Annotated in this window: 24 protein-coding genes; 9 read left to right on the top strand and 15 right to left on the bottom strand. The window is 42.7% G+C overall.

Annotation, left to right across the window (positions count from 1 at the left end; all coding sequences use genetic code 11):
• Positions 1 to 4 precede the first annotated feature (4 nt).
• Positions 5 to 1,135 carry an adenylosuccinate synthetase gene (locus COR50_RS02570; protein ID WP_098192526.1) on the top strand — a complete coding sequence of 377 codons (1,131 nt, stop codon included), beginning with the start codon at positions 5 to 7 and terminating at the stop codon, positions 1,133 to 1,135.
• A gap of 82 nt (positions 1,136 to 1,217) precedes the next feature.
• Here COR50_RS02570 and COR50_RS02565 read toward each other — a convergent pair whose 3' ends face one another.
• The 7 genes from COR50_RS02565 to COR50_RS02535 all read right to left on the bottom strand — a co-directional run bounded on the left by COR50_RS02565 (position 1,218) and on the right by COR50_RS02535 (position 11,666).
• Positions 1,218 to 2,684 carry a glycoside hydrolase family 30 protein gene (locus COR50_RS02565; protein WP_098192525.1) on the bottom strand — a complete coding sequence of 489 codons (1,467 nt, stop codon included), beginning with the start codon at positions 2,682 to 2,684 and terminating at the stop codon, positions 1,218 to 1,220.
• Positions 2,685 to 2,697: 13 nt separating this feature from the next.
• Positions 2,698 to 4,107 carry a glycoside hydrolase family 30 protein gene (locus COR50_RS02560; RefSeq protein WP_098192524.1) on the bottom strand — a complete coding sequence of 470 codons (1,410 nt, stop codon included), beginning with the start codon at positions 4,105 to 4,107 and terminating at the stop codon, positions 2,698 to 2,700.
• A 69-nt stretch (positions 4,108 to 4,176) separates the two neighbouring features.
• The gene (locus COR50_RS02555; protein WP_198405762.1) at positions 4,177 to 5,592 is read right to left on the bottom strand and encodes a RagB/SusD family nutrient uptake outer membrane protein; all 1,416 of its coding nucleotides are present in this window, start codon (positions 5,590 to 5,592) and stop codon (positions 4,177 to 4,179) included.
• Between the two features lie 21 nt (positions 5,593 to 5,613).
• Complete coding sequence (locus COR50_RS02550; RefSeq protein WP_198405761.1) at positions 5,614 to 8,838, bottom strand: SusC/RagA family TonB-linked outer membrane protein; 3,225 nt, start codon at positions 8,836 to 8,838, stop codon at positions 5,614 to 5,616.
• Positions 8,839 to 9,042: 204 nt separating this feature from the next.
• Positions 9,043 to 10,077 (bottom strand): FecR family protein, encoded by a 1,035-nt coding sequence (locus COR50_RS02545; RefSeq protein ID WP_098192523.1) that lies wholly within the window; start codon positions 10,075 to 10,077, stop codon positions 9,043 to 9,045.
• A gap of 32 nt (positions 10,078 to 10,109) precedes the next feature.
• Positions 10,110 to 10,703: an RNA polymerase sigma factor gene (locus tag COR50_RS02540; RefSeq protein ID WP_098192522.1), complete on the bottom strand. Its 594-nt coding sequence runs from the start codon at positions 10,701 to 10,703 to the stop codon at positions 10,110 to 10,112.
• Between the two features lie 672 nt (positions 10,704 to 11,375).
• Positions 11,376 to 11,666, bottom strand: a complete 291-nt coding sequence (locus COR50_RS02535; RefSeq protein WP_098192521.1) for a hypothetical protein — start codon at positions 11,664 to 11,666, stop codon at positions 11,376 to 11,378.
• Positions 11,667 to 11,787: 121 nt separating this feature from the next.
• On the opposite strand from COR50_RS02535, the gene COR50_RS02530 reads away from it, so the two are divergent.
• Genes COR50_RS02530 through COR50_RS02515 form a run of 4 tightly spaced genes read left to right on the top strand, consistent with a single transcriptional unit; the run spans position 11,788 to position 14,329 of the window.
• Positions 11,788 to 12,501: a 2OG-Fe(II) oxygenase gene (locus COR50_RS02530; protein ID WP_098192520.1), complete on the top strand. Its 714-nt coding sequence runs from the start codon at positions 11,788 to 11,790 to the stop codon at positions 12,499 to 12,501.
• A gap of 6 nt (positions 12,502 to 12,507) precedes the next feature.
• The gene (locus tag COR50_RS02525; RefSeq protein ID WP_098192519.1) at positions 12,508 to 12,771 is read left to right on the top strand and encodes an Ada metal-binding domain-containing protein; all 264 of its coding nucleotides are present in this window, start codon (positions 12,508 to 12,510) and stop codon (positions 12,769 to 12,771) included.
• 5 nt (positions 12,772 to 12,776) lie between these two features.
• Positions 12,777 to 13,379 (top strand): alpha-ketoglutarate-dependent dioxygenase AlkB family protein, encoded by a 603-nt coding sequence (locus COR50_RS02520; protein ID WP_198405760.1) that lies wholly within the window; start codon positions 12,777 to 12,779, stop codon positions 13,377 to 13,379.
• Between the two features lie 47 nt (positions 13,380 to 13,426).
• A complete protein-coding gene (locus COR50_RS02515) occupies positions 13,427 to 14,329 on the top strand; it encodes a DNA-3-methyladenine glycosylase family protein (protein WP_098192518.1) in 903 nt (300 codons plus the stop codon).
• 581 nt (positions 14,330 to 14,910) lie between these two features.
• On the opposite strand, the gene COR50_RS02510 is transcribed toward COR50_RS02515, so the two are convergent.
• The 3 genes from COR50_RS02510 to bshA form a co-directional block, all read right to left on the bottom strand.
• The gene (locus COR50_RS02510) at positions 14,911 to 15,198 is read right to left on the bottom strand and encodes a hypothetical protein (protein ID WP_157760594.1); all 288 of its coding nucleotides are present in this window, start codon (positions 15,196 to 15,198) and stop codon (positions 14,911 to 14,913) included.
• 58 nt (positions 15,199 to 15,256) lie between these two features.
• Complete coding sequence (locus tag COR50_RS02505) at positions 15,257 to 15,457, bottom strand: hypothetical protein (RefSeq protein ID WP_098192516.1); 201 nt, start codon at positions 15,455 to 15,457, stop codon at positions 15,257 to 15,259.
• Between the two features lie 247 nt (positions 15,458 to 15,704).
• On the bottom strand, positions 15,705 to 16,847 hold the full coding sequence (bshA, locus tag COR50_RS02500; protein ID WP_098192515.1) for an N-acetyl-alpha-D-glucosaminyl L-malate synthase BshA: 1,143 nt from the start codon (positions 16,845 to 16,847) through the stop codon (positions 15,705 to 15,707).
• Positions 16,848 to 17,027: 180 nt separating this feature from the next.
• On the opposite strand from bshA, the gene COR50_RS02495 reads away from it, so the two are divergent.
• Positions 17,028 to 18,395, top strand: coding sequence for a M20/M25/M40 family metallo-hydrolase (locus COR50_RS02495; protein ID WP_098192514.1), 1,368 nt, complete (start codon positions 17,028 to 17,030; stop codon positions 18,393 to 18,395).
• A gap of 36 nt (positions 18,396 to 18,431) precedes the next feature.
• Positions 18,432 to 18,830, top strand: coding sequence for a hypothetical protein (locus COR50_RS02490; protein WP_098192513.1), 399 nt, complete (start codon positions 18,432 to 18,434; stop codon positions 18,828 to 18,830).
• Positions 18,831 to 18,908: 78 nt separating this feature from the next.
• On the opposite strand, the gene COR50_RS02485 is transcribed toward COR50_RS02490, so the two are convergent.
• Both COR50_RS02485 and COR50_RS02480 read right to left on the bottom strand, forming a co-directional pair.
• A complete protein-coding gene (locus tag COR50_RS02485; RefSeq protein ID WP_098192512.1) occupies positions 18,909 to 19,622 on the bottom strand; it encodes an SAM-dependent methyltransferase in 714 nt (237 codons plus the stop codon).
• The gene (locus COR50_RS02480) at positions 19,619 to 20,371 is read right to left on the bottom strand and encodes an EI24 domain-containing protein (RefSeq protein ID WP_098192511.1); all 753 of its coding nucleotides are present in this window, start codon (positions 20,369 to 20,371) and stop codon (positions 19,619 to 19,621) included. The genes COR50_RS02485 and COR50_RS02480 overlap by 4 nt, the downstream gene beginning before the upstream one ends.
• A 71-nt stretch (positions 20,372 to 20,442) precedes the next feature.
• Here COR50_RS02480 and COR50_RS02475 point away from each other — a divergent pair, with 71 nt between their 5' ends.
• Entirely contained in the window at positions 20,443 to 21,057 is a 615-nt protein-coding gene (locus tag COR50_RS02475; RefSeq protein WP_098192510.1) for a DNA-3-methyladenine glycosylase, read from the top strand.
• Positions 21,058 to 21,114: 57 nt separating this feature from the next.
• Here COR50_RS02475 and COR50_RS02470 read toward each other — a convergent pair whose 3' ends face one another.
• The 3 genes from COR50_RS02470 to COR50_RS02460 all read right to left on the bottom strand — a co-directional run bounded on the left by COR50_RS02470 (position 21,115) and on the right by COR50_RS02460 (position 25,033).
• Positions 21,115 to 22,131, bottom strand: a complete 1,017-nt coding sequence (locus COR50_RS02470) for a PorP/SprF family type IX secretion system membrane protein (protein ID WP_098192509.1) — start codon at positions 22,129 to 22,131, stop codon at positions 21,115 to 21,117.
• A 296-nt stretch (positions 22,132 to 22,427) separates the two neighbouring features.
• Positions 22,428 to 23,084, bottom strand: a complete 657-nt coding sequence (upp, locus tag COR50_RS02465; RefSeq protein ID WP_098192508.1) for a uracil phosphoribosyltransferase — start codon at positions 23,082 to 23,084, stop codon at positions 22,428 to 22,430.
• Between the two features lie 62 nt (positions 23,085 to 23,146).
• The gene (locus tag COR50_RS02460) at positions 23,147 to 25,033 is read right to left on the bottom strand and encodes a YfbK domain-containing protein (protein WP_098192507.1); all 1,887 of its coding nucleotides are present in this window, start codon (positions 25,031 to 25,033) and stop codon (positions 23,147 to 23,149) included.
• A gap of 135 nt (positions 25,034 to 25,168) precedes the next feature.
• Between COR50_RS02460 and COR50_RS02455 the strand changes: the two genes are divergently transcribed.
• Positions 25,169 to 26,260: an anhydro-N-acetylmuramic acid kinase gene (locus COR50_RS02455; protein WP_098196069.1), complete on the top strand. Its 1,092-nt coding sequence runs from the start codon at positions 25,169 to 25,171 to the stop codon at positions 26,258 to 26,260.
• Positions 26,261 to 26,425 lie beyond the last annotated feature (165 nt).

The raw sequence follows: 26,425 nt of genomic DNA, 5'->3' as shown, positions 1-26,425 counted from the left end.
AGATATGCAATTTTCAATCGTTTTAGATACTGGCTTCGGTGATGCAGGGAAAGGACTTACTATTGACTTCCTTGCATCCCGAAGTAATGAAAAAGTGCTAGTATGCCGGTTTTCAGGCGGTCATCAAGTGGGGCATACCGTTGCGCTGGATAAGCGTAGACATACATTCAGCAACTTTGGTGCAGGCACTTTTAGAGGTATTCCTACCTATTATTCAGAATATACGACCATCTTTCCTCCCGCTACAATGGTGGAATACGAACATTTACGCACATTTCAACCACAATTGTTTGTACATCCGCTTTGCATGGTGACGACTATGTACGATGTGGCTTATAACCGGGCCTCCGAACGGTTACAAAAACATGGTAGCTGCGGCGTTGGTTTTGGAGCAACCGTTGAAAGGAACGCCTGTGGCGTTACGCTTTATGCGAAGGATCTACTTTTTCCATGGATGTTTGAGCAACGGTTACAAGGTGTAAAGCATTATTATGAACAGAAAACCGGGAATACGTCGCAACCGGGTTTAGTTGATTTGTATAAAAATGAACTTGAAGATTATGATGAAGAAAAATATATAGAGTTTTGTCAACAATCCCTTCGTTTTACAAGGGTTATTCCCTTCGGGCAGTTATACAATTCTTACCAGCATATTATATTTGAAGGTAGCCAAGGGATATTATTGGATCAAGCACATGGCATCCATCCCCATACTACCTGGAGCGGTACTACTTCCCAAAATGCACTCTCCATCATACAATCCGTTAATGTTGATATAAAGGATATCGAAATCTATTATGTAAGTAGATGCTATCAGACGCGCCATGGCAATGGGCCAATGTCGAATAATGAGAAGCTAAGTCTAATAAATACGGAAGGGGAAACAAATATAGAAAATGATTTCCAAGGAGCCTTTAGGGTTTCAAAATTAGATCCCGGTTTAATAAGGTATAGTATCATGACGGACCAAGTGTATCACGGGGAACAATCGATCCGGAAAAACCTTGTTATCACTTGCTTGGATCAATTACCGGGCTTCGATATTGATGAACTGTTAAATCAATTGCCGTTTGATTTCTGCGCTGTATGGACCAGTTACGGTCCCAGTGCAACCGATGTATCGAAGTTTCGTTAACCCGTTATATGAATATTTTCCAGCAAAAAAAAATCCCCGGTCCGGGAACAGACCAGGGAGCTTTATAAGTTCCACGTACACTTTATAGTACTAAGCTTACAATAGAATGCGGCATACTTTCAGTAGCGGCAGCCCTTCCATTGATCCATAAGTTGTAAGGAATTCTTTGCGAAGTAGTATTTAATACTACTACTACAATACTTCCATCAATATTTTGAAATGCAGTTGTCTGTAATTGTGACCTGCTAGACGATGCGGCGATTCTTTTTGCACCGGGGCGAACGAATTTGCTGAAATGACCAATGTAATAATATGCATTGGTGTAGATCAACTCCCCGCTACGGGTATCTGCATGAACAGGCGCGAAGCAGAGGTTGCCCACGTGGTTAGGTCCACCGGTTTCGTCAAGAAGGATATTCCAGTCGATCCATGCCACGGTGCCATTGTTGAAATCATTGATCATAGAATTACCGTAACGTTCTCCCAGGGACCAATTATACACGCTATCCAGGTTGAACTTCTCTTTGCAACCTTCCGTAAAAACTAAATGTTTGCCCGGGAAAGCTTGATGAACCAATCTTAGGTTATCGAATTGCATATCGCCGCCGGTCCAGGTTTCGTACCAATGGAAGCCGATGCCCCAAACGTATTTGGCCGCTTCGGGATCGTTCAGGATGGTACTGGCCCTTTGGAAGATCAGGTCACGGTTATGATCCCACGCTATCAGCTTTTTATCTTGCATGCCGTTCTTTTGCAAAGTAGGTCCCAGGTAAGCCTTGATAAAGTCACGTTCGTCTTCGGCAGAATAGATGCAGGATTCCCAGCGTTGCTTGGCCATCGGTTCATTCTGCACGGTTAAACCCCAAACCGGGATACCTTCCGCTTCGTAAGCCCGGATGAACTTTACGTAATAATCAGCCCAATGTTGACGGTACCCCGGTTTTAATTTGCCACCTTCCAACATGTTGTTGTTGTCCTTCATGAATGCAGGCGGGCTCCAAGGACTTACGAGCATCCCGAGCTTCCCCCCGGCCGCGGCAATACATTGCTTGATAAATGGAATACGGTATTGTTTATCATGGGAGATATCGAAGCTGGTTAAGGCTGTATCGCCATCTTTCACATATGTATAAGAACCACTTGAAAAATCGCAACTGTTGATATGCGTGCGGGCCATGGTATAACCATTTCCCGCGGTTGTATCAAAATATGCTTTTAAAAATTCCTGTTGCTTTCCTGTTGGAAGCTTTGCGAAAGTTTCTGCTGCCGCATCGGTTAAAGCAGCGCCTATACCTGTAATAGTTTGGAATTGATTCCTTGGATCGATAAAAATGCAAGGCTGTGTTTCCAAGGGTTGCGGCATATCTACGAACGGTAAGCTTGCCGTTTTGGCAATGCGTAAACCGGCGGAATCTGCCGTGGTATAAACAGTCACGGATCCAGGATTACTTATCGGGAGCGCTTTGTTTTCCGAACCCTCCTGCTTCGCCTGTTGTTGGCAAGCAGTAAAAGCTAAAACAGCAAAAGGTAAAAGAAGCTTTTTCATCATGTAAAATTCTGGTTTACCAGTTAAAGGTAAGAATAGTTTCAGCAGGGAAAGTGTATATGATTGATTTACCTTTAAATTGTATATCAACTTTTACGGCTTCTTTGCTTTCATTCATTGCTAATAATACTTTTCCCCCGCCGGGTGTTATAAATGCCACGGTATGAATGGGGCCGTCCGAATTGGAAGCTACACGCACCGAACCAACGGGTATAAATTTGGAGGCATGTGCAATCGTATAATAAGCTACATTTCTTGTAACCTCATCACCTGTTATCGTTAAGGCACCTTTGCATTGGGAACAACCACCGGGAGTATGCGGCAGATAAGCAGAGTCGCTGGCAAGGTTCCATGCAAGGGCAATGCGGCTCCAATTGCGCAAGGTACCAATCATTACGTGCTTAGTATGCCATAATAAATCTTTACTGAACGGGGTAAGTGAACCAGTCCATTGCTCGGTGAAGTATAAATTTTTGTTTGGATAGGCCTCGTGTACTTTCGACATGGCCGATTCCTCGCCTGCATACAGATGGAAAGCAGAACCGTCTACATACTTAGCTGCCGCGGTATCGGCTAGTATAGTCACCGGGTAATCGGGCTTATCAAGATTGTGATCGTAAACAATGATTTTTGTTTTGATACCTGCCTTCTCGAAAGCCGGTCCGAGGTTATTTTTGACAAAATCTCTTTGATCTTCCGCTACCATCTTCAGGCTTGGATTATTCCCGTCATGCAAAGGTTCATTTTGGATGGTAATTGCATCGAGATGAATGCCTTCGGCCTCCATTGCCTGTAAATATTTTACGAAATAATCCGCATAAACCGGGTAGTACTCTTTTTTCAATGAACCGCCGATCGAATTACCATTATCTTTCATCCAAACCGGGGGGCTCCATGGCGAACCTAATATCTTGATACCTGGACGGATAGCAATAATTTCTTTTAACAATGGAATTAGTCCGGTACCATTGGCCATATCGGGTGCCAGGGAGAAATGTGATAACGACAAATCCGTTTGCCCGGAAGGTACATCATCGTAACTAAAGGCATGGTCATTCAGGTCGGACGCGCCGATGCTGATGCGGATATAACTTACTTGTATACCATCTTTATCACCGAAGAGCTCTTGTAAAAGTTTTTGTTTTGCAGTGGCAGACATCTGGTTAATCATCCTGGCACTACCACCTGTGACGGTATAACCGAAGCCATCAATTTCCTGGAATTTTTGAGTGGTATCAACTTTAATCACGATGCCGGAATCTTGGGTAGCAGGTTGAAAGCGGATATCTTGGTTTTGTAATTCCAGCAGGGCAGATTGATCAGCTTTGGTTATCCATACTTTTACCGGATCCCCTTGTTGCGCCGGGTTATTACAGCAAGTAAATATTAATGAGAACACGCAAGCCAATAAAGGTAAATGCTTCATGTTGTAAATGGTTTAAGTAAAAAGCCTGGTAACAAGCCCAGGCTTTTTAGAGATATAATTTAGAAGAAATTAGTTATTAATATTAGGGTTGTTGTCTATTTCAGTTTGAGACATAGGGAAGTACAATTCATCTTCTGTTACATTGTAATTCAAAGGATTGCCATCGCCGTCTTTAACCGAGTTCATGACAGTTACCGCTCTTTTAGTGCGGATCAGGTCAAACATACGGTGCCCTTCGAAAGCGAGTTCCAATTGTCTTTCTTTCTCAACAGCTAATTTCAGATCTTCTTTTGTTGTTGCGGTTGTTTTGCCCAGGTGCGCCCTTTGACGAACCATGTTAATATAGTATGCAGCGCCACCCGGGGCATCAGCAAGCTGGTTCAGTTCTACCAATGCTTCCGCTTTTAATAAGAGAATATCGGCTAAACGTAGACGGTAAGTAGTATTACGTCCTTCGGAGTCGGTATACTTACCGATAACCGGGGTTGGTATACCCCAATAATCATCTGTCCAACTTGGCGTTACATACACGATGCTTGCTTTGTAACGTACGGTATCTTTTTCATCAAGGTAAGCATTGACGATCGTATGTGAAGGAATGTTGAATTTCTTCCAATCGCCCCACATGAACGGTGTATTCATCCCGGCAATCCAGTTTTGGTGTACTACGCCATCATATTGCGTTTCCCAAATAGATTCAGGATTATTGACGGTTCCCATTGCAAACAGTTTTGCAAATTCGGGTTCCAGGATATAACCGGCATCCTCGACCTTAGTGCAGTATTCTACAACTTTATTCCAGTCAGGGTTTGGCATCGTAGCATAAACTTTGGCATACAATGCATTAACAGCCCCGGTAGAGATGGAGTCGCGACCATTGGCCAATTCAGAAGTTGAACGCACCCTGGTTGCCGCAAAATCAAGATCAGCTAGGATTCTTTTAAATACCGAGTCGGATGATTGTTTCGGCAAATACATTTCGCCTAAATTGGAAGGAACTTCAGTAGGAATTGGCATTTCTTTCCAGGACCTAACAAGGTTGAAATAATGCCAAGCCCTTAGAAAACTTGCTTCGCCCAAAATTTGTTCCCTGCGTTCCTCCGTAATATTGGGGTCTTGCATGGTTGGCACGAAGTTAAGAATCAGGTTACAATTCTTGATATCTGTATATAAATACCTCCAATCGCGCACCACGTTACCATTGGTAGAGTTTACGGTGTATTTATCTATCGAGAAGTTGGCCACATTATCGCCGCCCGCATATGCATTATCAGACATTACATCGCCGTTCACAAGGTAGTCGTTCGTGTAATATTCATCATACATGTTATTATAAGCAGCATCGAGCAAAGGTTGTGCTGTAACGTCTTCTGGTAATGCTTCCGAAATCGGTTTTTTATCCAAAAAGTCCTTGGTACATGCCGACATGCCCAGTGCCAAAATTAGGCCGGGAGCTATGATATATTTTGAGAAATGTTTCTTCATAATGGAATCTTTTAACGATTATTAAAATGCAGCGTTCACACCGAAAATAAAGGAGCGGGATTGTGGATAAGTACCATAATCGATACCCAATGCCGGTCCGTTCGGATTATTCTGACTAACTTCCGGATCAAAACCGCTATAGTTTGTAATCGTAAATAAGTTTTGAACTGTTACGTAAAATTGCAACCTGTTGAAACCTGCTTTAGTAACTAATGGATGTGTTAAGTTGTAACTTACTGTTAAGGCTTTCAAGCGTAAGTATGACCCATCTTCAATAAATCTTGTAGATACCAAGCTATTGTCGTTGGAACCTTTAGTAGCCTTAGGAATATCGGTAACCTGCCCGGGCGTTGTCCATCTTCTTAACACCGCGGTACTTTGATTTTTAGAATCATACATACCTTCCAACTCTATCCTTGAAGCGTTGAACATATCATTACCCTGCACTCCTTGGAAAAACACGTTCAATTCTAAATTTTTCCAACGAACATTATTTGTCAAACCGTAAATGAACTTAGGTTGAGCTAAACCGATATAAGTACGGTCGCCATCTGAAAGGCCCCCGCTTTTATCCAGGTCACGGTACATGATGTTTCCTGTGTTCGGATCTACCCCGTCGGAAATATAACCGTAGAAGCTACCTAAAGGCCTTCCCGGTTCAACGCGGATGGCGCTAGTTCTTTCGTAAATGCCGCCATAGTTCAGTATCTTGGTATATCTACCCAAGCTGTTTACACGGTTGCGGTTAAAGGAAATGTTACCGTTGATATCCCATCTTACTGCTTTATCGACAGCTACCGCGTTGACCCCGAATTCTAAACCTTTGTTTTGAATTTCCCCCACGTTAAATACCTGGTTGTTAAATCCTGAAGATGGTGCAGTTTGTACTGCTACTAACAGGTCCGAGGTTTTTTTCAAATAGGCGTCAGCCGTGAATGTTAACCTGCCATTTAAGATGCTGAGGTCAACACCGATATTGGTTTGTGCTGTTTTTTCCCATTTCAAGGAGTCTTTGGCGATATTGTTATAAGCTAAACCACCGGTACCATCTGGTGTAAAGCGGCCGTAGTAATCGTAATCTCCTATACCGTCATTACCTGTCTTACCCCAACCTACACGCAGTTTCAAATCGTCAACCCAAGTGGCATGGAAAAAGTCTTCCTTGTTAATTCTCCAAGCAGCGGATACTGATGGGAACCAACCGAAGCGACCGTAAGAAGGAAAACGGGAAGATCCGTCATAGCGGACGTTTGCTTGTAAAAGATACTTATCTGCATAAGCATAGTTCAACCTTGCTAGGTAAGATCTTTTAGACCATTGTGATTTGGTTGTAATGGTACCCGGTTCCTTAATAGCTGCCGCGTTAATATTACCTACTGATCCGTTAGGGTATTCGCGGGCTACGATATGACTGTAATTGTAATCGGATTCTTGCATGGTATGACCTACCAATGCTTCGATATGATGTTTTTCAATATCAGTCTTATAGTTCAAGGTGTTTTCCCACAACCAAACGAATCGCTCGATGGAAGTTGAGATGCCGTAACCATTTTTATCACGACCCAAATCAGTGGAATAAGGATCCAAGAAATAATCGTAACGGTTTCCTTGTGATTCGATACCGAAGTTAGAGCGGAAAGATAATCCTTTGGCGATCTTGAAATCAGCCGCCATATTACCGATCACGCGGTTGTCCCTGGTTTTTTGATCAGGGGCGAACGCGAATGCGATCGGGTTCATCATACTAGCTTGGTTCACGTTAGCAGAATATACACCGGGCGATTTCCAGATGCCTAAAGTTGGAGGGGTGCTTAAAGCAGACAAGATAGTACCGCCTCTTGCAACGCCGCTATTATCCGGTACATCTATGGAAACGGCACGGGAATATGCTAAATTGGTAGAAAGTGTCATCCATTCTTTCACCTTGTTTTCGAGGTTTACACGAACGGAATAGCGATCGTAATCGGCCGGGGCTACCACGCCTTGTTGCTTCTGATAACCCGCTGAAATATAGTAACGGTTTTTTTCATCGCCGCCGGAAACGCCTAATTGTAGGTTTTGCTCATGACCGGTTTTGAAAGTAACATCTTGCCAATCGGTATTTTCAGTTCCATCATCCACATAACCCATCTCATGGATCAGGTCCAGGTATTGATCACGGTTTAATACATCGATTTTTTTAGCGAAGTTGGAGAAACCGGTATAAGCATTTACCGTTACGGTAGCTTTACCTGATTTACCCTTTTTCGTAGTAATTAATACGACACCGTTAGCACCGCTAGCGCCGTAAATAGCGGCAGAGGCCGCGTCTTTCAATACGGAAAAACTGGCGATGTCGTTAGGGTTTAAGAAATCAATATTTTCAACGATCACACCATCTACTACATAAAGGGGATCATTCTTTGCATTCAAAGAAGTGGTACCGCGGATGCTTACTGTTAAACCATAACCGGGCTTACCGGAAGCTGCAAATACGTTTACCCCGGCCGCTTGTCCTTGTAAACCTGCGGCGGCGCTTACGATGGGCCTATTTTCAATTGCTTCGGAACCTACCACGGCAACTGCCCCGGTTAAGTCTTTCTTCTTTTGCGTACCGTAACCCACTACAACTACTTCGTTCAATTTGCTATCTTCTAATTTTAAGATGATATTCAAGGTAGTTTGTTCACCTACGGTAATTTCTTGCGATTGGTAACCGATATAAGATACTTCCAATACACTTTGTTTACCGGGCACAGCAAGGGTAAAATTACCGTTTGCATCGGTAGTAGTACCATTGCTGGTTCCCTTGATACGGATAGAAACCCCGGGTAATGATTCGCCCGATTCGGATTTTATGGTACCGGAAATTTTTATATCAGCTACAGCCGTTTTATTGATGACAGCGGCTTGGTATAATAATATTTGTTCATCATCGATAACTTTAAAATCGATACCGATCGGTTGGAGCACAGTTTCAAAGAATGCTTTCAACCGGGTACCGGCAAGGTTACAGGAGATTTTCCTGCCCAGGTCAACCACATCACTGCTGTAAGTAAACTTAACACCAGTTTGTTGTTTGATTTCTTTCAATACATCCCGCATAGCCATTTTATCGGCAGATAATGATATCTGTTTTTCCAGTACGGATTGAGAATGTGCCTCGTTAGCGTACAAGGAAAAAGTAAAGATAGTAGCGAGAATAAGTTGTATGCAGGTTATCCTCATAATGTGGTGAATTACGACAGACCATCGTATTTTTTTCATAACTTGTAGTGGATTTTGTTCGTTAAAGATCAGTTTCGGGCATCATCAGCCATAACCTTCCCCTAAAAGGTTATAGCATCTTTTCAAAGGTTGGTAATGCCCTACATTACCAGCCTTTTTTTGAATACTACATTACATAGGCAATCAGTTTTAACTAGTGTTCGTGGAAATATTAATATTTATAATTAATTGCTTATTTGTTTACTATTTACACCCGTTGCCATTGATATAAATCATCGTTCCTTTTATTTCGTAAGCAGCCTGTACCGACTTACAGATCACGTCCAATTTTTCGTAAAGATCCTGCTTGGAAATATCCCCGGTGAAATGACAATTTGCAAAGCCGGGATTATTTACCTCGATTTGAATTCCGTATACATCTTCCAAGGTCTCCAGTACGGTCGATAACTTCGCCTCTTCAAAAGAGAATGTTTCCTGATCAGCATGTATCTTAACCGGTTGCGGCTTTTCTACCAAGGTGGTAACGAACCGGTTATGTTCCGGTTTATAAGTCACTTTTTGATTTGGACTAAGGATTACGCTACTAGCTGTATCCCGCTCCCGGTGTCTCGAACGACCATGATGTTCATAAACGGAAACCTTTCCACTGATTACTTCAACTTCCACTTTTTTTCGTTCAGTATCCTGCAATACATAAAAGCTTGTACCCAAAACTTCGGCTATCATCCCTTCGCTAGTATATACCATAAAATGTTGATCGGGGTTAGCTGCTACCTCGAAAAAAGCATTCCCGGCCAGGAACACATCCCGGGAATTTCCATTAAATGACTGGCGGGGATAGTAGATTTTACTCCCCGGCTGTAATGAAACGGAGGAGCCATCTATCAACTGGATTGTTTTAGTTTCCTTTGAGTCGTTGGAAGTGGATGTATAGTTGGCCGGGATCGCAACATCATCGAAAGCGATTGTTGGACTGGCGTTGTGAATTTCCCTGTTTATTAAATAAGCGCCTAAGCCACTGATCAGAAGCAGGCTTGCGGCAACGCCTATCTTTTTCCAAATAGAATTAATTGCGAAGATTTTACGATCCAACCGGATATTGGAGCGGATATTTGACCAAACTTTTCTTTCTAAGCCTTCCTTTTCGGATGCAGACATGGAAATATCGCTGTCTTGGATAAAGGTTTGGTACCATTCCAAAACAGCGGCTTCCTCGGCCTGGGAACATTTTCCGGCGAGGTATTTTTCTAACAAGGAATCAAATTCGGGTTGGCTCATATACTTTAAGGACGTATAACCTTAAAGAATCCCTAAAGAAAAATTAAAAAAAATATAATGACAGTAGGTAAATAGCCCTTGAGACGCTGTTTTAGTAATTTAATTGCCTTGGTGATATGGTATTCAACCGCTTTTTCCGAAAGATCGAGGTTGCCGGCAATTTCCTTGACACTACGATTTTCATAGCGGCTTTGTTGGAATACATCCCGTGTTTTTTCGGGTAATTCTGCTAATACGGTTTCAATAGATTCAAGTAATAAGTTGCGGTTTACATCATCCTCCGTAACATTCGAAACGGGCTCACCGGGTAAGGTCGCTTTAAATTTAAGGGCAGATTGGCGCTTGCGGAATACATCCATCAAACTATTTCTAAGTGCCACGGCAAGGTAAGCCCCGATGTTTGTAACATTGACTTTCTGGCGGTTGACCCAAAGTTTTTCAAACAGCGATTGAATCAGTTCTTCTGCTTCCTGATCGTTGTCCAACTGGTTTTTGGCATAGCCGAAAAGCCTGAACCAATGCCTTTTATATATTTCTTCGAAGGCATAGATATCCGAGTGAAGCTGCATTGCGCTCACTAACATTTGGTCATCCCATGAAGTGTATTTCTTTACGTCACTTCTCATGCCTCACTAGCGGTAAATAAGTTCAGCTATTGAAATTCATAATAATAGAAATCAGTCACTTACAGATCAATAACATCTGTATGTGACTATTTGCTACCCTAACTACGTATGGCTACCTTTTATATTAAAGAATAATGTTGGCAGGTCGTTCCAAAACGATCTGGAAAATTACGATATTTTTTAAAAAGCTCCCTTTTGTAGATACAATTCTTTTCCCATGGCAATGATGCCGGTTAAGGGTTAAGATAATTATTATTTATAATATTATATGCAAAAAACGTTAATTAGGAGTATTAGGAATGCTCTTATAAATAATTTTAGTCCCATCCAAAATAGAAATGACGTCGGCCAACTATGGGAACATTATATACTCGCTGAAAGAATAAAATCCAACGGTTATAAAGGGTGTAATCCTTGATATTATTTTTGGAGAACGTACGATCAACAGGAGTTGGATCTTGTTGAAGTAAATAATAGGCAGGAAATTGCGGCTTTTAAATGTAATTGGGAAGCATCTAAAGTATACACTCCTAAAGCATTTGAAAAAGCTTATCCAAATGCGACATTTAATGTGATAGTGAAAGATAACTACGTTGATTTCATTACTTAAGTGAATAACCCGGTGGAAAAAACAAACTTTGGCAATTTGTCCTTTCCACTGGATTATAAAAACTATTCCTCTTCGAAGTCGTCGTCCTCCTCGTCATCATCTTCATCTAACCATTCCATATAAGAATAGTACCAATCTTCCAGCTCCTCGATCAAGGCAGCTTTCTTTTCCGGATCATTCTTAAAATATGCTTCCACATCATCGAGCTCATGCACGATATCGATATAGGCTGTTTCCTCGTCTTCTTCAACACGCTTGGCAAAAAAACGCGGCGCTTGAGTATGGAAAATATATTCATTTTCCGGATCGGTAACCGGATCATCAGCAATCATAAACTTTGGTAATTGCGACATGGGAGTACTTTTTATTGGTTAAATATGTATGGATTTATTTACAAAAATAAGCTTTAAAACATCATGCCAAAATAGCAAGAACCGGGTTTTTATCATGTTAATTTCCAGTTAGTTTTGTTTCATGATGCCAATTAAACACAGACTCGCGCAATATTCTTGGGAAACCTTGAGGCTGCAATTACATGAACAAGGTTTTGCCATATTACCCAGGTTATTTTATAACAACGAAACCAAGGCTCTAGTTGAACAATTTGATGCAGAAAATCTTTATAGGAAAACTGTCATCATGGAGCGTTACCGTTTTGGAAGGGGGACTTACAAATATTATAAAGATCCTTTACCTAATATTATCCACCATACCCGTGAAGCGCTTTATAGCTTCTTGGCGCCTGTAGCCAATTTGTGGATGGAGCAGCTTAAGATAGATATTAGGTACCCGCAGGAATATCAATCTTTCTATGAACTATGTCGCAAAGCCGGCCAAGAGTTGCCGGCCAGCTTGATCCTTTCTTATGAAACAGGGGGATTTAACACCCTGCATCAAGATTTATACGGGGATATTTATTTCCCGATGCAGGCTGTCGTTGGCTTGAATCAACCCGGGAAAGACTATGAAGGTGGGGAGTTTGTATTGGTTCAACAAAATCCCAGGGCGCAATCTTCCGCCAAGGTGATCCGTTTACATGAAGGGGATATGTTGATCTTTACCACGCAATTTCGTCCATATAAAGGGAAATACGGTTATGCCAAGTTGATGTTGAAGCATGGTGTTTCTGAAGTCACCTACGGCAGAAGAAGCGCATTAGGTATTATCTTTCACTTGGCAAACCAGTAAATAATTATGTTGCTTCATTCTGAACTTGGCGGCACGCGCTACGAAAGGGCTAAATGTTTATGGAAACTTACCGTGGACGGTAAAATAAAATATGCAGGTAACAAGGCTCTGAAAATTTACGGAAGTTTGCAATGTAAAAGCGGGCGCAGGATGAAAATGACTAACCGCGTATTTTTTGCCGACCAGGAGGAGGCAAGAAATGCAGGTTACCGGCCATGCGGTCATTGTATGAAGAAAGATTATCAACAATGGAAGCTCTTACAACGTTAATAAAAATGATGCAAACAAACCAGGAGAACTTGTTACCATTCCACGGGAATGTATATTTCTTTCCAAACTTTTTTGGCGATGAAGAAAGCCGTGAATTATTCGAGTCTCTCTATCATGAACTACATTGGAAACATAAACCCATAAAAATCTTCGGAAAAGAAATAATGCAACCGAGGTTGACCGCTTTTTACGGTGATCCCGGAACCAGTTATACATATTCGGGGCTACAACAAGCGGCAATACCATGGCATCCAGCATTATCAGGAATTAAACGGAAGATCGAGACGGCCTGCCCGGAACCTTTTAATTGCGTATTGGCAAATTTATACCGCGATGGACAAGATAGCATGGGCTGGCACCGCGATAATGAAGAAAGCCTCGGCGCTTGCCCTACGATTGCTTCTGTGAGCTTGGGCGCTAGCCGCAGCTTCCAAATGCGCGATTATGCGACAAAATCAACCCGTTTAAGCTTTGAACTGGGTAATGGCAGCCTACTCATCATGTCCGGGGAAACGCAGCAATATTGGGAACACCAGGTTCCTAAAAGTAAGCCAATAAGTTCGCCGCGGATCAATCTCACCTTCAGGCATATCATGGCAAATTTTTAGCATGCTCGATCTATTATCTTTGTTTAAATTAATTGTTGCTATCATCCATGCCAGTAAAAAAATCTTTTTCAATTCCCGTCCCGGCATTATTCAGCTTTGATGAATGTGCTTGGTTCTTACATCGCAATTTCGATGATTGTATGCACAAGGTTGTGGATGGGAAAGTTTACAAAGCATTAGAATATGATGGAAATGTCTTGTTATTTTCAATCGAAGGAAGAAAGGAGCATATTTATATAAAAAGCTTACTGGATGGTTGGAGCACGGATACTATTCAATTCATCCGCAGGTACATCGTGGAATGGTTTGATCTGGATCGCGACATACAGGTTTTCTATTCTTTACTGGCTAGCCAGCCTCCATTTCAGCAGATGACCGAAGATTACTTGGGTTTAAGATTAATCGGCATAAATGATCTTTTCGAAGCGCTAGCTTGGAGTATTATTGGGCAACAGATTAATTTAAAATTTGCTTACACGTTAAAAAGGCGGTTGGTAGAAAAGCTGGGGAAGTCCGTGCAGTGGCAACAACATATGTTTTATATATTCCCGCAACCATCCGCAATCTTGACTGCGGATGATCAATGGCTTCGGGAAATTCAATTATCAAGTAAGAAAATAGAATACCTGAAAATAGTAGCAGCAGCATTTATAGATGGTACGTTGTCGAAGGAAGAACTAAAATCTTTACCAACTTCCGAAGCCCGGCACCGCCATTTAATCCGTTTAAAAGGTATTGGAAAATGGACGGCCAATTACGCATTGATGAAATCAATCAAAGATCTCAATGTAATTCCGCACGGGGATATCGGTATTTATCAAGCCTTGGAAAATTTCGGGATGCTAGCTAACCGTAAGGACCAGGCTCAAATAGAAAATATCTTTGCAAATTTCGATGGTTGGGAAGCGTACTTCGTTCTTTACTTATGGCGCAGCCTGGTAAATAAATAAGGGGAGGCGATTTGAGCAATCTATAGATTCTCCTCGCTGGTTCGAGCTTCCAAGCTCGGACTCCCGTTCGAAACAATGTGCAACAGGCAGAACATCGTGTTCGGCAGCACGAGGAATCCAACAAATGGCCGTTTATGGTGCGGGCAGTACGTGTTTTTGCGTTTTCGATACAATTGTAAATACCTTCAATTGTACGTTGGTCCGAGCTTGGAAGCTCGAACCAGCAAGATTTTAAATAAGTGGATGCGATTTGAGCAATATATAGATTCTCCTTTCCGGCACTGGGCTGCAATTGCAAGTTCGAGCAGCCAAGCCACAGGGCGGGCGAAACCGTGTTTTCATGATTTTGCCTTTGGATTTTATCTAGGGATAACCTGGAATCCTCGCTAGTTCGAGCTTCCAAGCTCGGACTCCCGTTCGAAACAACGTGCAACAGGCAGAACATCGTGTTCGGCAGCAGGAGGAATCCAACAAATGGTCGTTTATGACGCGGGCAGTACGTGTTTTTGCGTTTTCGATACAATTGTAAATACCTTCAATTGTACGTTGGTCCGAGCTTGGAAGCTCGAACCAGCAAGATTTTAAATAAGTGCGATTTGAGCAATATATAGATTCTCCTTCCCGGTACCGGGCAGCCATTGCAAGTTCGAGCAGCCAAGCCAAAGGGTGGGCGAAACCAGGTTTTCATGATTTTGCCTTTGGATTTTATCTAGGGATAACCAGGAATCCTCGCTGGTTCGAGCTTCCAAGCTCGGACTCCCGTTCGAAACAACGTGCAACAGGCAGAACATCGTGTTCGGCAGCACGAGGAATCCAACAAATGGCCGTTTATGGTGCGGGCAGTACGTGTTTTTGCGTTTTCGATACAATTGTAAATACCTTCAATTGTACGTTGGTCCGAGCTTGGAAGCTCGAACCAGCAAGATTTTAAATAAGTGCGATTTGAGCAATATATAGATTCTCCTTCCCGGTACCGGGCAGCCATTGCAAGTTCGAGCAGCCAAGCCACAGGGCGGGCGAAACCAGGTTTTCATGATTTTGCCATTGGGTTTTATCTAGGGATAACCTGGAATCCTCGCTAGTTCGAGCTTCCAAGCTCGGACTCCCGTTCGAAACAACGTGCAACATGCAGAACATCGTGTTCGGCAGCACGAGGAATCCAACAAATGGCCGTGTATGGCGCGGGCAGTACGTGCATTTACGTTTTCGATACAATTGTAAATACCTTCAATTGTACGTTGGTCCGAGCTTGGAAGCTCGAACCAGCAAGATTTTTGAGGATTTAGGCAAAGCGGTCAAAAGATGCACCAAGGTTTCGAACACCAGTGGTCTCCAAGCTACAACTTGCAATTGAGTTACCTTAAATAAATTAGAATCAAGCAACGATAGGCACCCTGGGTTTGATCACCTTCTGGTATAATTTCTCGTATTCCGGGATAATATTATTGATGTGGAATCTTTGCGCCTGCTTTAAAGCGCCGGCCCTCAGTTTCGCTAAAAGTTCCGGGTTCTCTAATACTTGTATAGCGTGTTTCGCCATCGACTCAACATCGCCCACAGGGCTAGTATACCCTGTTTCACCATCGATATTAATTTCAGGTAATCCCCCGGCATTTGAAGATAAAACGGGCACTTCTGATGCCATGGCTTCCAAGGCTGCCAAACCGAAGCTTTCATACTCCGAAGGCAAAATAAACAGGTCGGAAATAGACATGACATCTTCCAATTGTTCCTGTTTGCCAACGAACCTGACATCGGGACAAATACCGTACTCCCGGCACATCGCTTCAATCACGGGTCTATCAGGACCATCCCCGACTAACAGTAATTTAGCAGGTATTTTTTCCCTAACAATTTTGAATGTATTGACAACATCCGGCACACGTTTCACCTTCCTAAAGTTGGAAACGTGTAGCAATATTTTTTCTCCATTCGGCGCGATGGCATTTCTAAAATGAGATAAATCACGCCTTTTGAAACGGGCCGTATCTACGAAATTATAAATCACTTCAATCTCCTTCTCGATGGGAAACGATTTATACGTTTCTTCCCGTAAATTTTTGGAAACGGCGGTGATGGCATCCGATTCGTTGATAGAAAAAGTTACGACGGGTTCATACGTTTTATCTTTCCCTACCAATGTTATATCAGTGCCGTGCAAAGTTGTAATAAATGGAATCCTGATGCCATGCTTCGCCGCGATCTGCTTCGCAAGGTAAGCCGTGGAAGCATGCGGTATAGCATAATGGACATGTAATAAATCCAGTTTTTGATTGAGAATAACATCCACCATGGTGCTGCTCAATGCCGATTCATAAGGAGGAAAATCAAACAGGGGATAGGTGGGAACCTGTACTTCGTGATAAAAAATATTGGCATGAAAAGCATTTAAGCGAACCGGTTGCTGGTATGTAATAAAATGTACCATATGGCCTTTGTCTGCCAAGGCTTTTCCTAATTCCGTGGCCAAAACTCCACTACCGCCATACGTGGGGTAGCATACGATCCCAATATTCATCGATCAAGTAATTTAGTGCTTTTGAATAAGTTGTTAATCAAGTGTACTTTTTATATTCAATGCTGATACTACCAAAAACCAATCGAAGGTAACGCAGTATTTTGAATTATACATCCATTCTAATATCACGAATTTGTAATAGCAAGCCTAATTAATTAGTTTTAACGGAAAAATAAAACTATGAAGAAATATCTGCTCCTCCTTTTGGGGTGCGGTTTTGTACCTGCTGCCAATGCTCAACATAACGAGGATTCCATCACGATCCGCAAGATGGCCAACGAAATCCTTTCGAATGGTAATGCTTATGAAGACCTTAGAATATTAACGAAAACCATCGGCGGAAGGTTGGCCGGATCCCCGCAAATGGTGAAAGCCGAACATTGGGGCTTTAAAACCCTAGAAAATGCCGGGGCTGACACGGTATATTACCAAGAATGCATGGTGCCGCATTGGGTGCGCGGGGAAAAGGAAGTTGTAAAGATTGTAGGCGCTAAATCATTGAATTTAAATGCGATAGCGCTCGGTAAATCCGTGGCTACTCCAGCGAAAGGCATCACTGCCCAGGTAATAGAAGTAAAAGACTTCGATGATTTAGAAGCCAAGAAAGATCAGCTGAAAGGTAAAATCGTATTTTATAATTACCATTTTAATCCAACTTTTGTCAAAACTTTTTACTCCTACGGGGATGCCGTTCGTTACCGCGGTCAAGGTCCCAGCAAAGCCGCCCAATATGGAGCCCTGGCCGTAATTATTAGGTCAATGTCGCATGCTACTGATAATCAACCACATACAGGATCTACAAATTATGATTCAAAATACCCGAAGATCGCCGCCGTGGCAGTTGGATTAGAAGATGCTGATCTTCTGAGCAAACAAATTGCCGCCAACCCGGGGACGAAAGTTTTTATAAAAACAAATTGTCAAACCTTACCTGATACGATTGGCCATAACGTAATCGGCGAGCTTAGGGGTAGCGTTTATCCGGATGAATATATCACGGTTGGCGGTCACCTCGACTCCTGGGATGTTGCCGAAGGGGCGCATGATGATGGAACGGGTTGCGTGCAATCTATCGAGATTCTCAGGACGTATAAAAAACTGGGCATCCAGCCGAAGAGGACTTTAAGAGTAGTACTTTTTGCCAACGAGGAAAACGGCGCACGCGGGGCGGAAAAATATGCGGAAGTAGCCAAAGAAAATAATGAAAAACATGTTTTCGCGTTGGAAAGTGATGCGGGCGGATTTACGCCGCGGGGATTTACTTTGAGTATGAGCACTGCGCAGAGAAATAAAATCAAATCTTGGAGCTCGCTGTTAATGCCATATGGCGCTTACGACTTCGATGAAGAAGGCGGTGGCGTGGATGTTGGATTTATACACCGTGCGCTAGGTGTTCCGATGGGTGAACTTTCCCCCGACTCCCAACGTTATTTTGATATTCATCATGCTCCATCGGATGTATTTGAAAATGTGAATAAGCGGGAATTGAATCTCGGTACCATCACGATGGGCGCATTATTATACTTGATTGATAAATATGGATTATAATTGTAAATAAATACATATTCACCTATACAAGATTGTATGCGCAAATTCTTATTTATCGTTATCAGCATCGTAGTACTGGGACTGGCTTTCTTCGTGTATTACAAGTATTACCGGGTGTTTGGAGATGGAACAAAGGCTGGAGAGCTCAATTATTTTGCCAAGAAAGGGTATGTTTTTAAGACCTACGAAGGCAGGGTGATCCAAACCGGTTTCAAAGGGCGGCAAATGAGCCAGATCCAATCAAATGAATTTACATTCTCGGTAACGAGTGAAAAGGTAGCGCAGCAATTACTGAGAAGCAGCGGCAAGCAGGTAGAGTTGCATTACAAGGAATACCTTGGCGCTTTACCCTGGAGGGGATACAGCAAGTTTATCGTTGATTCTATACTTTCCGTGACGGACCCGATTACCTTGGAAAAGAAAGTATTTGAATAAAAATAGCTGATCGCATTCAAATGAAAACGGGTGATCCCATTACCGGGAATCACCCGTTTTTATGTATAGCTTTATTATTTAAGAAGATTGTATTAAAAATATTGCAGGGCGTTTATGCAAAGCCAGTTTGTCCAGCTCTTGTCTCCATGCTTTTACCGTTTGCGTTCGGATAAACTCCGTACCAGAGGTAAGATCCGCAGCAATACAAAGCCTGGTATTATCCTTACAGTTTTGTACGATATCTTGTATCAATTGATGGTTTCTATAAGGCGTTTCTATAAAGATGATGGTTTGTTGTTTCTTGGCCGAAAGGGCTTCCAAGTCCTTTAGCGCTTGTCCCCGTGCGGGTGGCTTTATGGGTAGGTAGCCGACGAACTGAAAATTTTGTCCATTCATCCCGGAAGCCATTAAGGCTAATAAAATCGAATTAGGTCCCACCATCGGGATAACGCTGGCCTTGAGCTCGTGTGCCGCCTGCACGATGAGGTTGCCGGGATCAGCGATTGCAGGACACCCCGCCTCACTAATCACACCGATTTCCTTGCCCTCCTGTAAATATTTTTTAGCTAAAGCTAAGTCCGGCGGGTGATTTTCGTGCATCAAGTGTAAAGACAATTCATCGATGTTGATATCACGATCCAAGGATTTTAAAAACCTGCGGGCAGTGCGCTCATTTTCTACGAAGAAAATCTTCAATCTTCTCGCGACATCAGTAATATAAGCAGGTAAGGAAAATAAAGCATCTGCACTGAGGACGGTTGGTATCAAGTAAACTTTTCCTATTTGCTTCATGGAATCTTCTTTTCTTGTAAATGTATAGTAGCCGCGATGACGGCATAACAAGGTGCAATGATAGGAATAAATATAAATAGGTAATACACCAAGCCGTTTCCGATGGCCATGCCTTTATGTTGATTTATATACTTTATACTTTCCGGAATGCTTAATTGACGCCGTTCAAAGGTATAGTCCATCATGGAGAATCCCCAGTAATAGCATTCAACCAACCAGGTAAGCAATGGAGTAATTAAACCGAACAATGGTACGAAGGCCAAGATGATTAAACCGATTGTTAACAAAGTTTGATATACCATGTTCCGCAAGGAAATCTTTACACCTCTCCAAATATCCTTTAAAAACTGTGACCAGCTAAAAGGAAAATCCCGGTGCTGCATAATGGCTTCCGTTTTTTCGCTTAAGAATGCAAACAATGGAGCGCCTAAAATCAAGAAAAAATATTTAAAGAAGGAAATATACAATAATATCGTAATGACGCGGATGCAAAATCCAACCAATATAAAGAGGAAGTTTATCAAACTATTCTGTAATGAATTGACCCATTGTTTAAGATGTAATAAATTCATGAGGGAGTCCACGAGATCCCCGATATATGACCATACAAACACGATCCCTAAAAGGAATAAAATGCAATAAATGATACCGGGTATGATGATCCATTTCCACAACTTATGTTGCTTGATGAATTGGTGTGCCTTTCCGTAAGCCTGGATGGCGCCCAGAACTTCCCTGATTGAAAACAATACGATACTTTTTAATACGTGATCAATACCATTCCATACAATGGTAACTAAAAATAGTGATATTTTTGATCATGGCTAAATTGAATCGTTCCTTTTATACTAGGCCCGATGTCTTACAAGTGGCAAAAGATTTACTCGGATGTAAAATTGTTACCAAGCTACAAGGAAAGATTACCACGGGCTTGATCGTAGATACAGAGGCTTACGCAGGTATCAACGATAGGGCTTCACATGCTTATAATAACAAAAGAACACCGCGCACAGAGATCATGTATGGACAAGGCGGGGTGGCCTACGTCTATCAAATCTATGGACTCCATTTTCTACTCAATATTATTACTAATAAACCTGGTATCCCGCAAGGGGTTATGCTTCGCGCTATTCAACCATTAGAAGGTATAGATGTTATGTTGGAACGAAGGGGAAAACTTAGGCTCGATTATAGTTTGACAAATGGCCCCGGTACACTTACAAAAGCGCTGGGCATTACCAAAAACGAATTGGGGCAAGATGTATTGGGCAATAGAATCTGGGTGGAACCTAGGGAAATTGTATTGGACGATTCTGATATTGTTGAAACTACCAGGGTCGGAATAGATTATGCCGGGGATGATGCTTACCTGCCGTACAGGTTTTATATTAAGGACAACCCTTGGCGTAGTAAAGGGAAAGGTCTTAGCGTATAATAAAAAACCGCTTCCCTATGCAGAAGCGGTTCGAATATGTTTCCAGTAAATTTATTATTAGAATCTTGGGCAGAGCGTGCGGTATTGGCGATTCTGATCCGTTCTGTGAATATAAATCACGGACAACTCCATACCACCGCGATAATTAGATGCAGCCCTCAAAGTTGAAACGTTCAAATCATAACTGAGACCCACTTGAAAGTTCTTCACTTCCAGCCCAACATAAGGATTAAAAGCATCTTTATAACGGTACCAAGCTCCCAGGTAGAACATGGTCGGTTGCTCCGGAATGCCATTCACCAAAAATCCGAAGGCGCCGCCGATCGACGTTTCCGTTGCCGTATTTTGGCGCATATGGTAAGCGCTTAAATACACGCGGTTGTTTTCCATAACCGGGAATGAACCCCCTGCATGGACAGTATAGCGACTGCTTAACCGGTTGCTGCTAGATTTATCGAGAAAGGATTCAACAGGCTCTGTAAAGTGATAATACGATGCACCGATATACAAATTCGATGACTCGCCCACTAAACCGTTATATAATAAACCAACGTTATAATCCATGTACCCGATACTAGGGTTAGCTATCGTTTCACCACTTGGTAAAGACGGGTCGAAGCCGGTATTACCAATTTGATTTTCAAAGATCAATTTTGTTTGGTCGATGCGCTTGTTTACCAATGCCATTTGTACACCTAAACCCAAGGTATGGTTGCCATCTACATCCAAGCCTTTGTGGTAAGCTGTACTGATAGCTGCGTAAGTGGTAGTTAAAGCACCGGAGCCGGTTTTATCATATAAAGCTAAAATACCTACACCCCAAGTATCGGTGTACGGTATAGAATTTTTCAAGATGCCGAAATCTGCTGAAACAGTCCCGGTAACATACGGTGAAGTAACGCTACTCCATTGAGAACGATAATTCCCTGCAATCCTGAAATCACCTGAAAAGTATCCTGTAAATGCCGGATTCAAGGTAAGCGGGGAAGCAAAGAATTGTGTAAAATGAGGGTCTTGCGCTTTTGCGCAGATCGTAATAAGGATAATGGCTAAAGATAATAGAACTCGTTTCATACAACAGGTTATAGCAATATAGGATAGACACTATACAATGTGAAGGTAGCAAACATAATTCATATTTCAAATTAAATTTATATAATTATTATATATCATCGATTCAATTTGAATGATATGTCTACACATTTGTTGTAAGTGTCACTTATTGAATTGTTTATAATTCCCTTCAAGAAAATCATTGATTCCGGTTTACAAATTTGTAAGCTGCAACACTTTTATTGATCGAAAGTATAAAAAGGGAATTTAAATAACGAATCTTGTATAGCCTATCACTAATCTTCCCGGGAATCGCCTTATTGTTGCACCTTGGTGCCAAACGCGAGATCCCCGGCATCGCCTAATCCCGGAACGATATATCCTTTGGCTGTTAATTCATCATCGATATCGCCGGCCCAAATGCTGATGGTGGTTGCGTCTATATTTCTTTGTACATACTCGATCCCTACCGTGCAAGCAATAGCTGTTACAATATGGATATGAGCGGGTTTCCCAAATTCGATTAACTGTTCAATGGTGGTTACCAACGATGCCCCGGTGGCCAACATCGGATCCGAGAGAATCAACACCTTGTCATCTAGCGGTGGGCATGACACGTATTCGAGGCTGATTTCGAAAGTGCCGTCCCTCTTATGTTTCCGGTAAGCGGAAATGTATGCATGATCTGCCTTATCAAAATAATTCACCAAACCCTCATGTAACGCCAAGCCTGCCCTTAAAATTGTTCCCAAGACCGGCTGTTCTTTAAATACCTTGCAATTGGCCGAACCCAGCGGGGTTTCTACTTCTTTCTCGGTATACTTTAAAGACTTGCTGATTTCGTAAGCAGCTACCTCGCCTACCCTGGCCAAATTCCTTCGGAATCGCATCCGGTCTTGTTGGACTTTTTCATCGCGTATCTCGCTGAGCCATTCACTGACGATAGAGTTGTTCTCACTCAAGTTAATAATCATAGCATTACCGGTTTTGCACTGGCAAAATAGCACATTTTGACCGATTAACCGATGCTTATTTTCTACTTGGTGCCTACTTCATTCTTAGCGGTAGTGTTCGCCAGCAGGGCTGCTTTTTTAATCATCTGGATAAATTCCGCGCGGTAGCCTTCTTCATCATTCCCCTTGGCATTTTTCGCCAAAGTGAGCGCCATGTCGAAGCTGGCAGAGGATTTATACTTGGAATCACTCAATATCAACCCAAATGTGGCCACGGCTGCGCTGAAACGGAAATCTTCGCTGGCTTTCGCTTCGGTATTTTTGTATGCGTTCATCATGAGGACTTTACTCAGTAGCAAGCTTTGCTTTTGGCCGGGCTTTTTGTAGCGCATTTTCACGGTAAGCACTTCTTGGCTGTATTTTGATAAGCTCACAACTTCCTGGTATTTAAGATCATCTATTTTCCCTTGACGGAACACGGCATTAACGGGAACGAGTTCATACAGGGCTGTTACCGTATGGCCGGAACCCATTTCCCCCGCATCTTTTTTATCATCGTTAAAGTCTTCATCATTCAATAACCTGTTTTCATAACCTACTAACCTGTAAGCCTTTATCCACTTAGGATTGAACTCGATCTGAAGTTTCACATCATCTGCTACCGTAAACATGGTTCCACCAAACTCCGTAACGAAAGTACGGCGGGCTTCTTCGAAATTATCGATATAAGCATAGTTCCCATTTCCCTTGTCTGCCAAGGTTTCCAAGTTGTCGTCTTTCAGGTTTCCCATACCGAAACCCAGCACAGATAAGTAAATACCTTTCTCCTTCTCCTTGCTGATCAGGTCTTGCAAGGAACCGGGGTTTGATATACCGACATTAAAGTCCCCGTCCGTGGCTAATATCACGCGATTATTACCGGGCGCAATTAAATTTAGCTGCGCTATTTTATATGCCAGTTGAATCCCGGCTCCGCCCGCGGTAGATCCCCCGGCTTGCAGTTCATCGATGGCATTCAATATCTTGGATTTCTGGCTACCGGGCGTTGATTCTAATACTAACCCTGCATTGCCGGCATAAGTTACGATCGCAACGCGGTCTTGGGGCCGGAGTTGATCCACCAAAACCCTGAAAGCTTTCTTCACGAGCGGTAATTTATTCTCCGACCACATGGAACCTGAAACATCGATCAGGAATACCAGGTTGGATGATGGTAATGAAGTGGTTGGGATTTTTTCCGCCTGTACTGCTATCCTCGCCAGGAAATGTTCCTTGTTCCAAGGGCAATTCCCAAGCTCGGCGCTGATCCCGGCCGGGTTGCCGGCTTCCGGTTGCGGGTAATTATAGTCGAAATAATTGATCAATTCCTCGATTTTGACGGCATTTTTCGGCGGGAGTTGTCCGTCGTTTAAATAGCGGCGCACATTGCTATATGATGCCCGGTCAACGTCGATGGAGAAAGTGCTGAGCGCGGCATTTTTCACCCTATGAAAATCATTCTCGGTGCGGGAAGCATATTCTTCATTTTCCTGCATAGGCATCCGGCGGCTCATGTAGCTGCCGCTTCCGTCGCCGCTGATACTTATACTTTGGCTAGCAGTATAGTTTTTCTTGACAAGCGGTGCGTGCCCCACAACGGACACTTCAGCTAATAATCCCGGTGTAATGGAATCTCCTTTCCCTCCATTCAGAACAATCTTCACATTGGAGCTGTTAGCATTAAATTTTTGTACATGGTTTGTATAGCGTGGTAGCTGAAAGATGATCCTGTGGGTGGAATCTTTTACCAGGATCTCGAAGGCGCCCGTGGTAGTTGTAAGCGCGATCAACCCAACATTTTCTTCATTGATGCTGACTTGGGCCAATGGATGACCATTTTTATCAACTACGGTGCCACTCACCTTGATCGATTGTGCATTTAGTAACTGGTTGCAAAGCAAACTTAATGTTAGTAGGAATATATTTTTCATAATTGACCGATTTTGAGATTTATTGTCATGATGCAGTGGCGCTATCAAATTCCACAAGACACATTAAACTTTTTATGCCTGGCCCCAGGTTGGGCTTTTGAATTTAGGATGTTACCTTTGCCAAAATTTTTAGAGATGGTTTACCATGTAATCGGTTTAATGAGTGGCAGCTCACTGGATGGTTTGGACATTGTAAAGGTGGAGTTGACTGAAATCGGCGGCCAGTGGACTTATGAAATCCAGACAGCGGATTGTATTCCTTATAGTGAAGAATGGATTGGGAAGTTGAAAGCCGCTACCAGTTATAACGCGTTGGATTACATGAAACTACATACTGCGTATGGGCATTATATTGGTCAACAGGTTAATGCGTTCATTGCAAAACATCAATTGGAGCATAAAGTCCATTTCATAGCTTCTCACGGGCATACCGTTTTTCATGCACCGGAAGCAAAAATGACGGCGCAGTTGGGCGATGGCGCAAGTATTGCCGCTGAAACCAATCTCCCGGTTATTACAGATTTACGTTCTATGGATATCGCCTTAGGCGGACAAGGGGCACCCATTGTACCGATCGGGGAAAAATGGCTGATGCCGGGATATGATTTCTGGTTGAACCTGGGTGGAATTGCAAACATCTCTTCTATTATAGGAAAGGATTATGTTGCTTTTGATATATGCGCGGCAAACAGGCTTTTAAATACCTTGGCTAATGCCCTGGGCAAAGATTATGATGATGGAGGACAATTGGCTTCCGGTGGCATTGTTGACGCGGGGCTTTTGGGGCGATTAAATTCGGATCCTTATTTTTCTAAACCATATCCAAAGTCGCTCGATAATAGTTTCGGTATAGAAGTGATGCTGCCGCTATTGCAAGGATCTTCCTTGAGTGTACAAACGAAATTACGTACCGTGGTGCAACATATCGCGGAGCAAATTACCGCGGCGGTTCAAATGTTAATTAGTAATAACGCTAATCAATCAACCAATAAGATGCTTGTTACCGGTGGAGGTGCGCACAACCGCTTCTTACTCGAAGTGATGGATGAGATGCTCTCTCCATTAGGGATTGATATTATTGTGCCGGATGAAATGACCATCAATTATAAAGAAGCGTTGGTTATGGCCTTGATGGGCACCTTGCGTTGGCGTGAAGAAGTCAACGTATTACATTCTGTCACGGGCGCATCTAGGGATAGTATCAATGGGGCTTTGTGGCTGGCCTAATTTTCCTAAAAAAGATGAAGCGCTGGATTTAATGCTTCCGAGCCAATGGTGTTTTAGAAATCCATCCAGGTCCGGGCTTTCTAACCATAGGTGTTCGAACACTGGGTTCGGGTTTTGAATGGTTTGCCCTTATGCCCAAAATCCTAGCTGGTTCGAGCTTCCAAG

It is taken from the genome of Chitinophaga caeni, assembly GCF_002557795.1.
GTDB classification, from domain to species: Bacteria; Bacteroidota; Bacteroidia; order Chitinophagales; family Chitinophagaceae; genus Chitinophaga; species Chitinophaga caeni.
The sequence above is the reverse complement of the archived record's forward strand: the minus strand, read 5'-3'. Positions and strand labels throughout refer to the sequence as shown.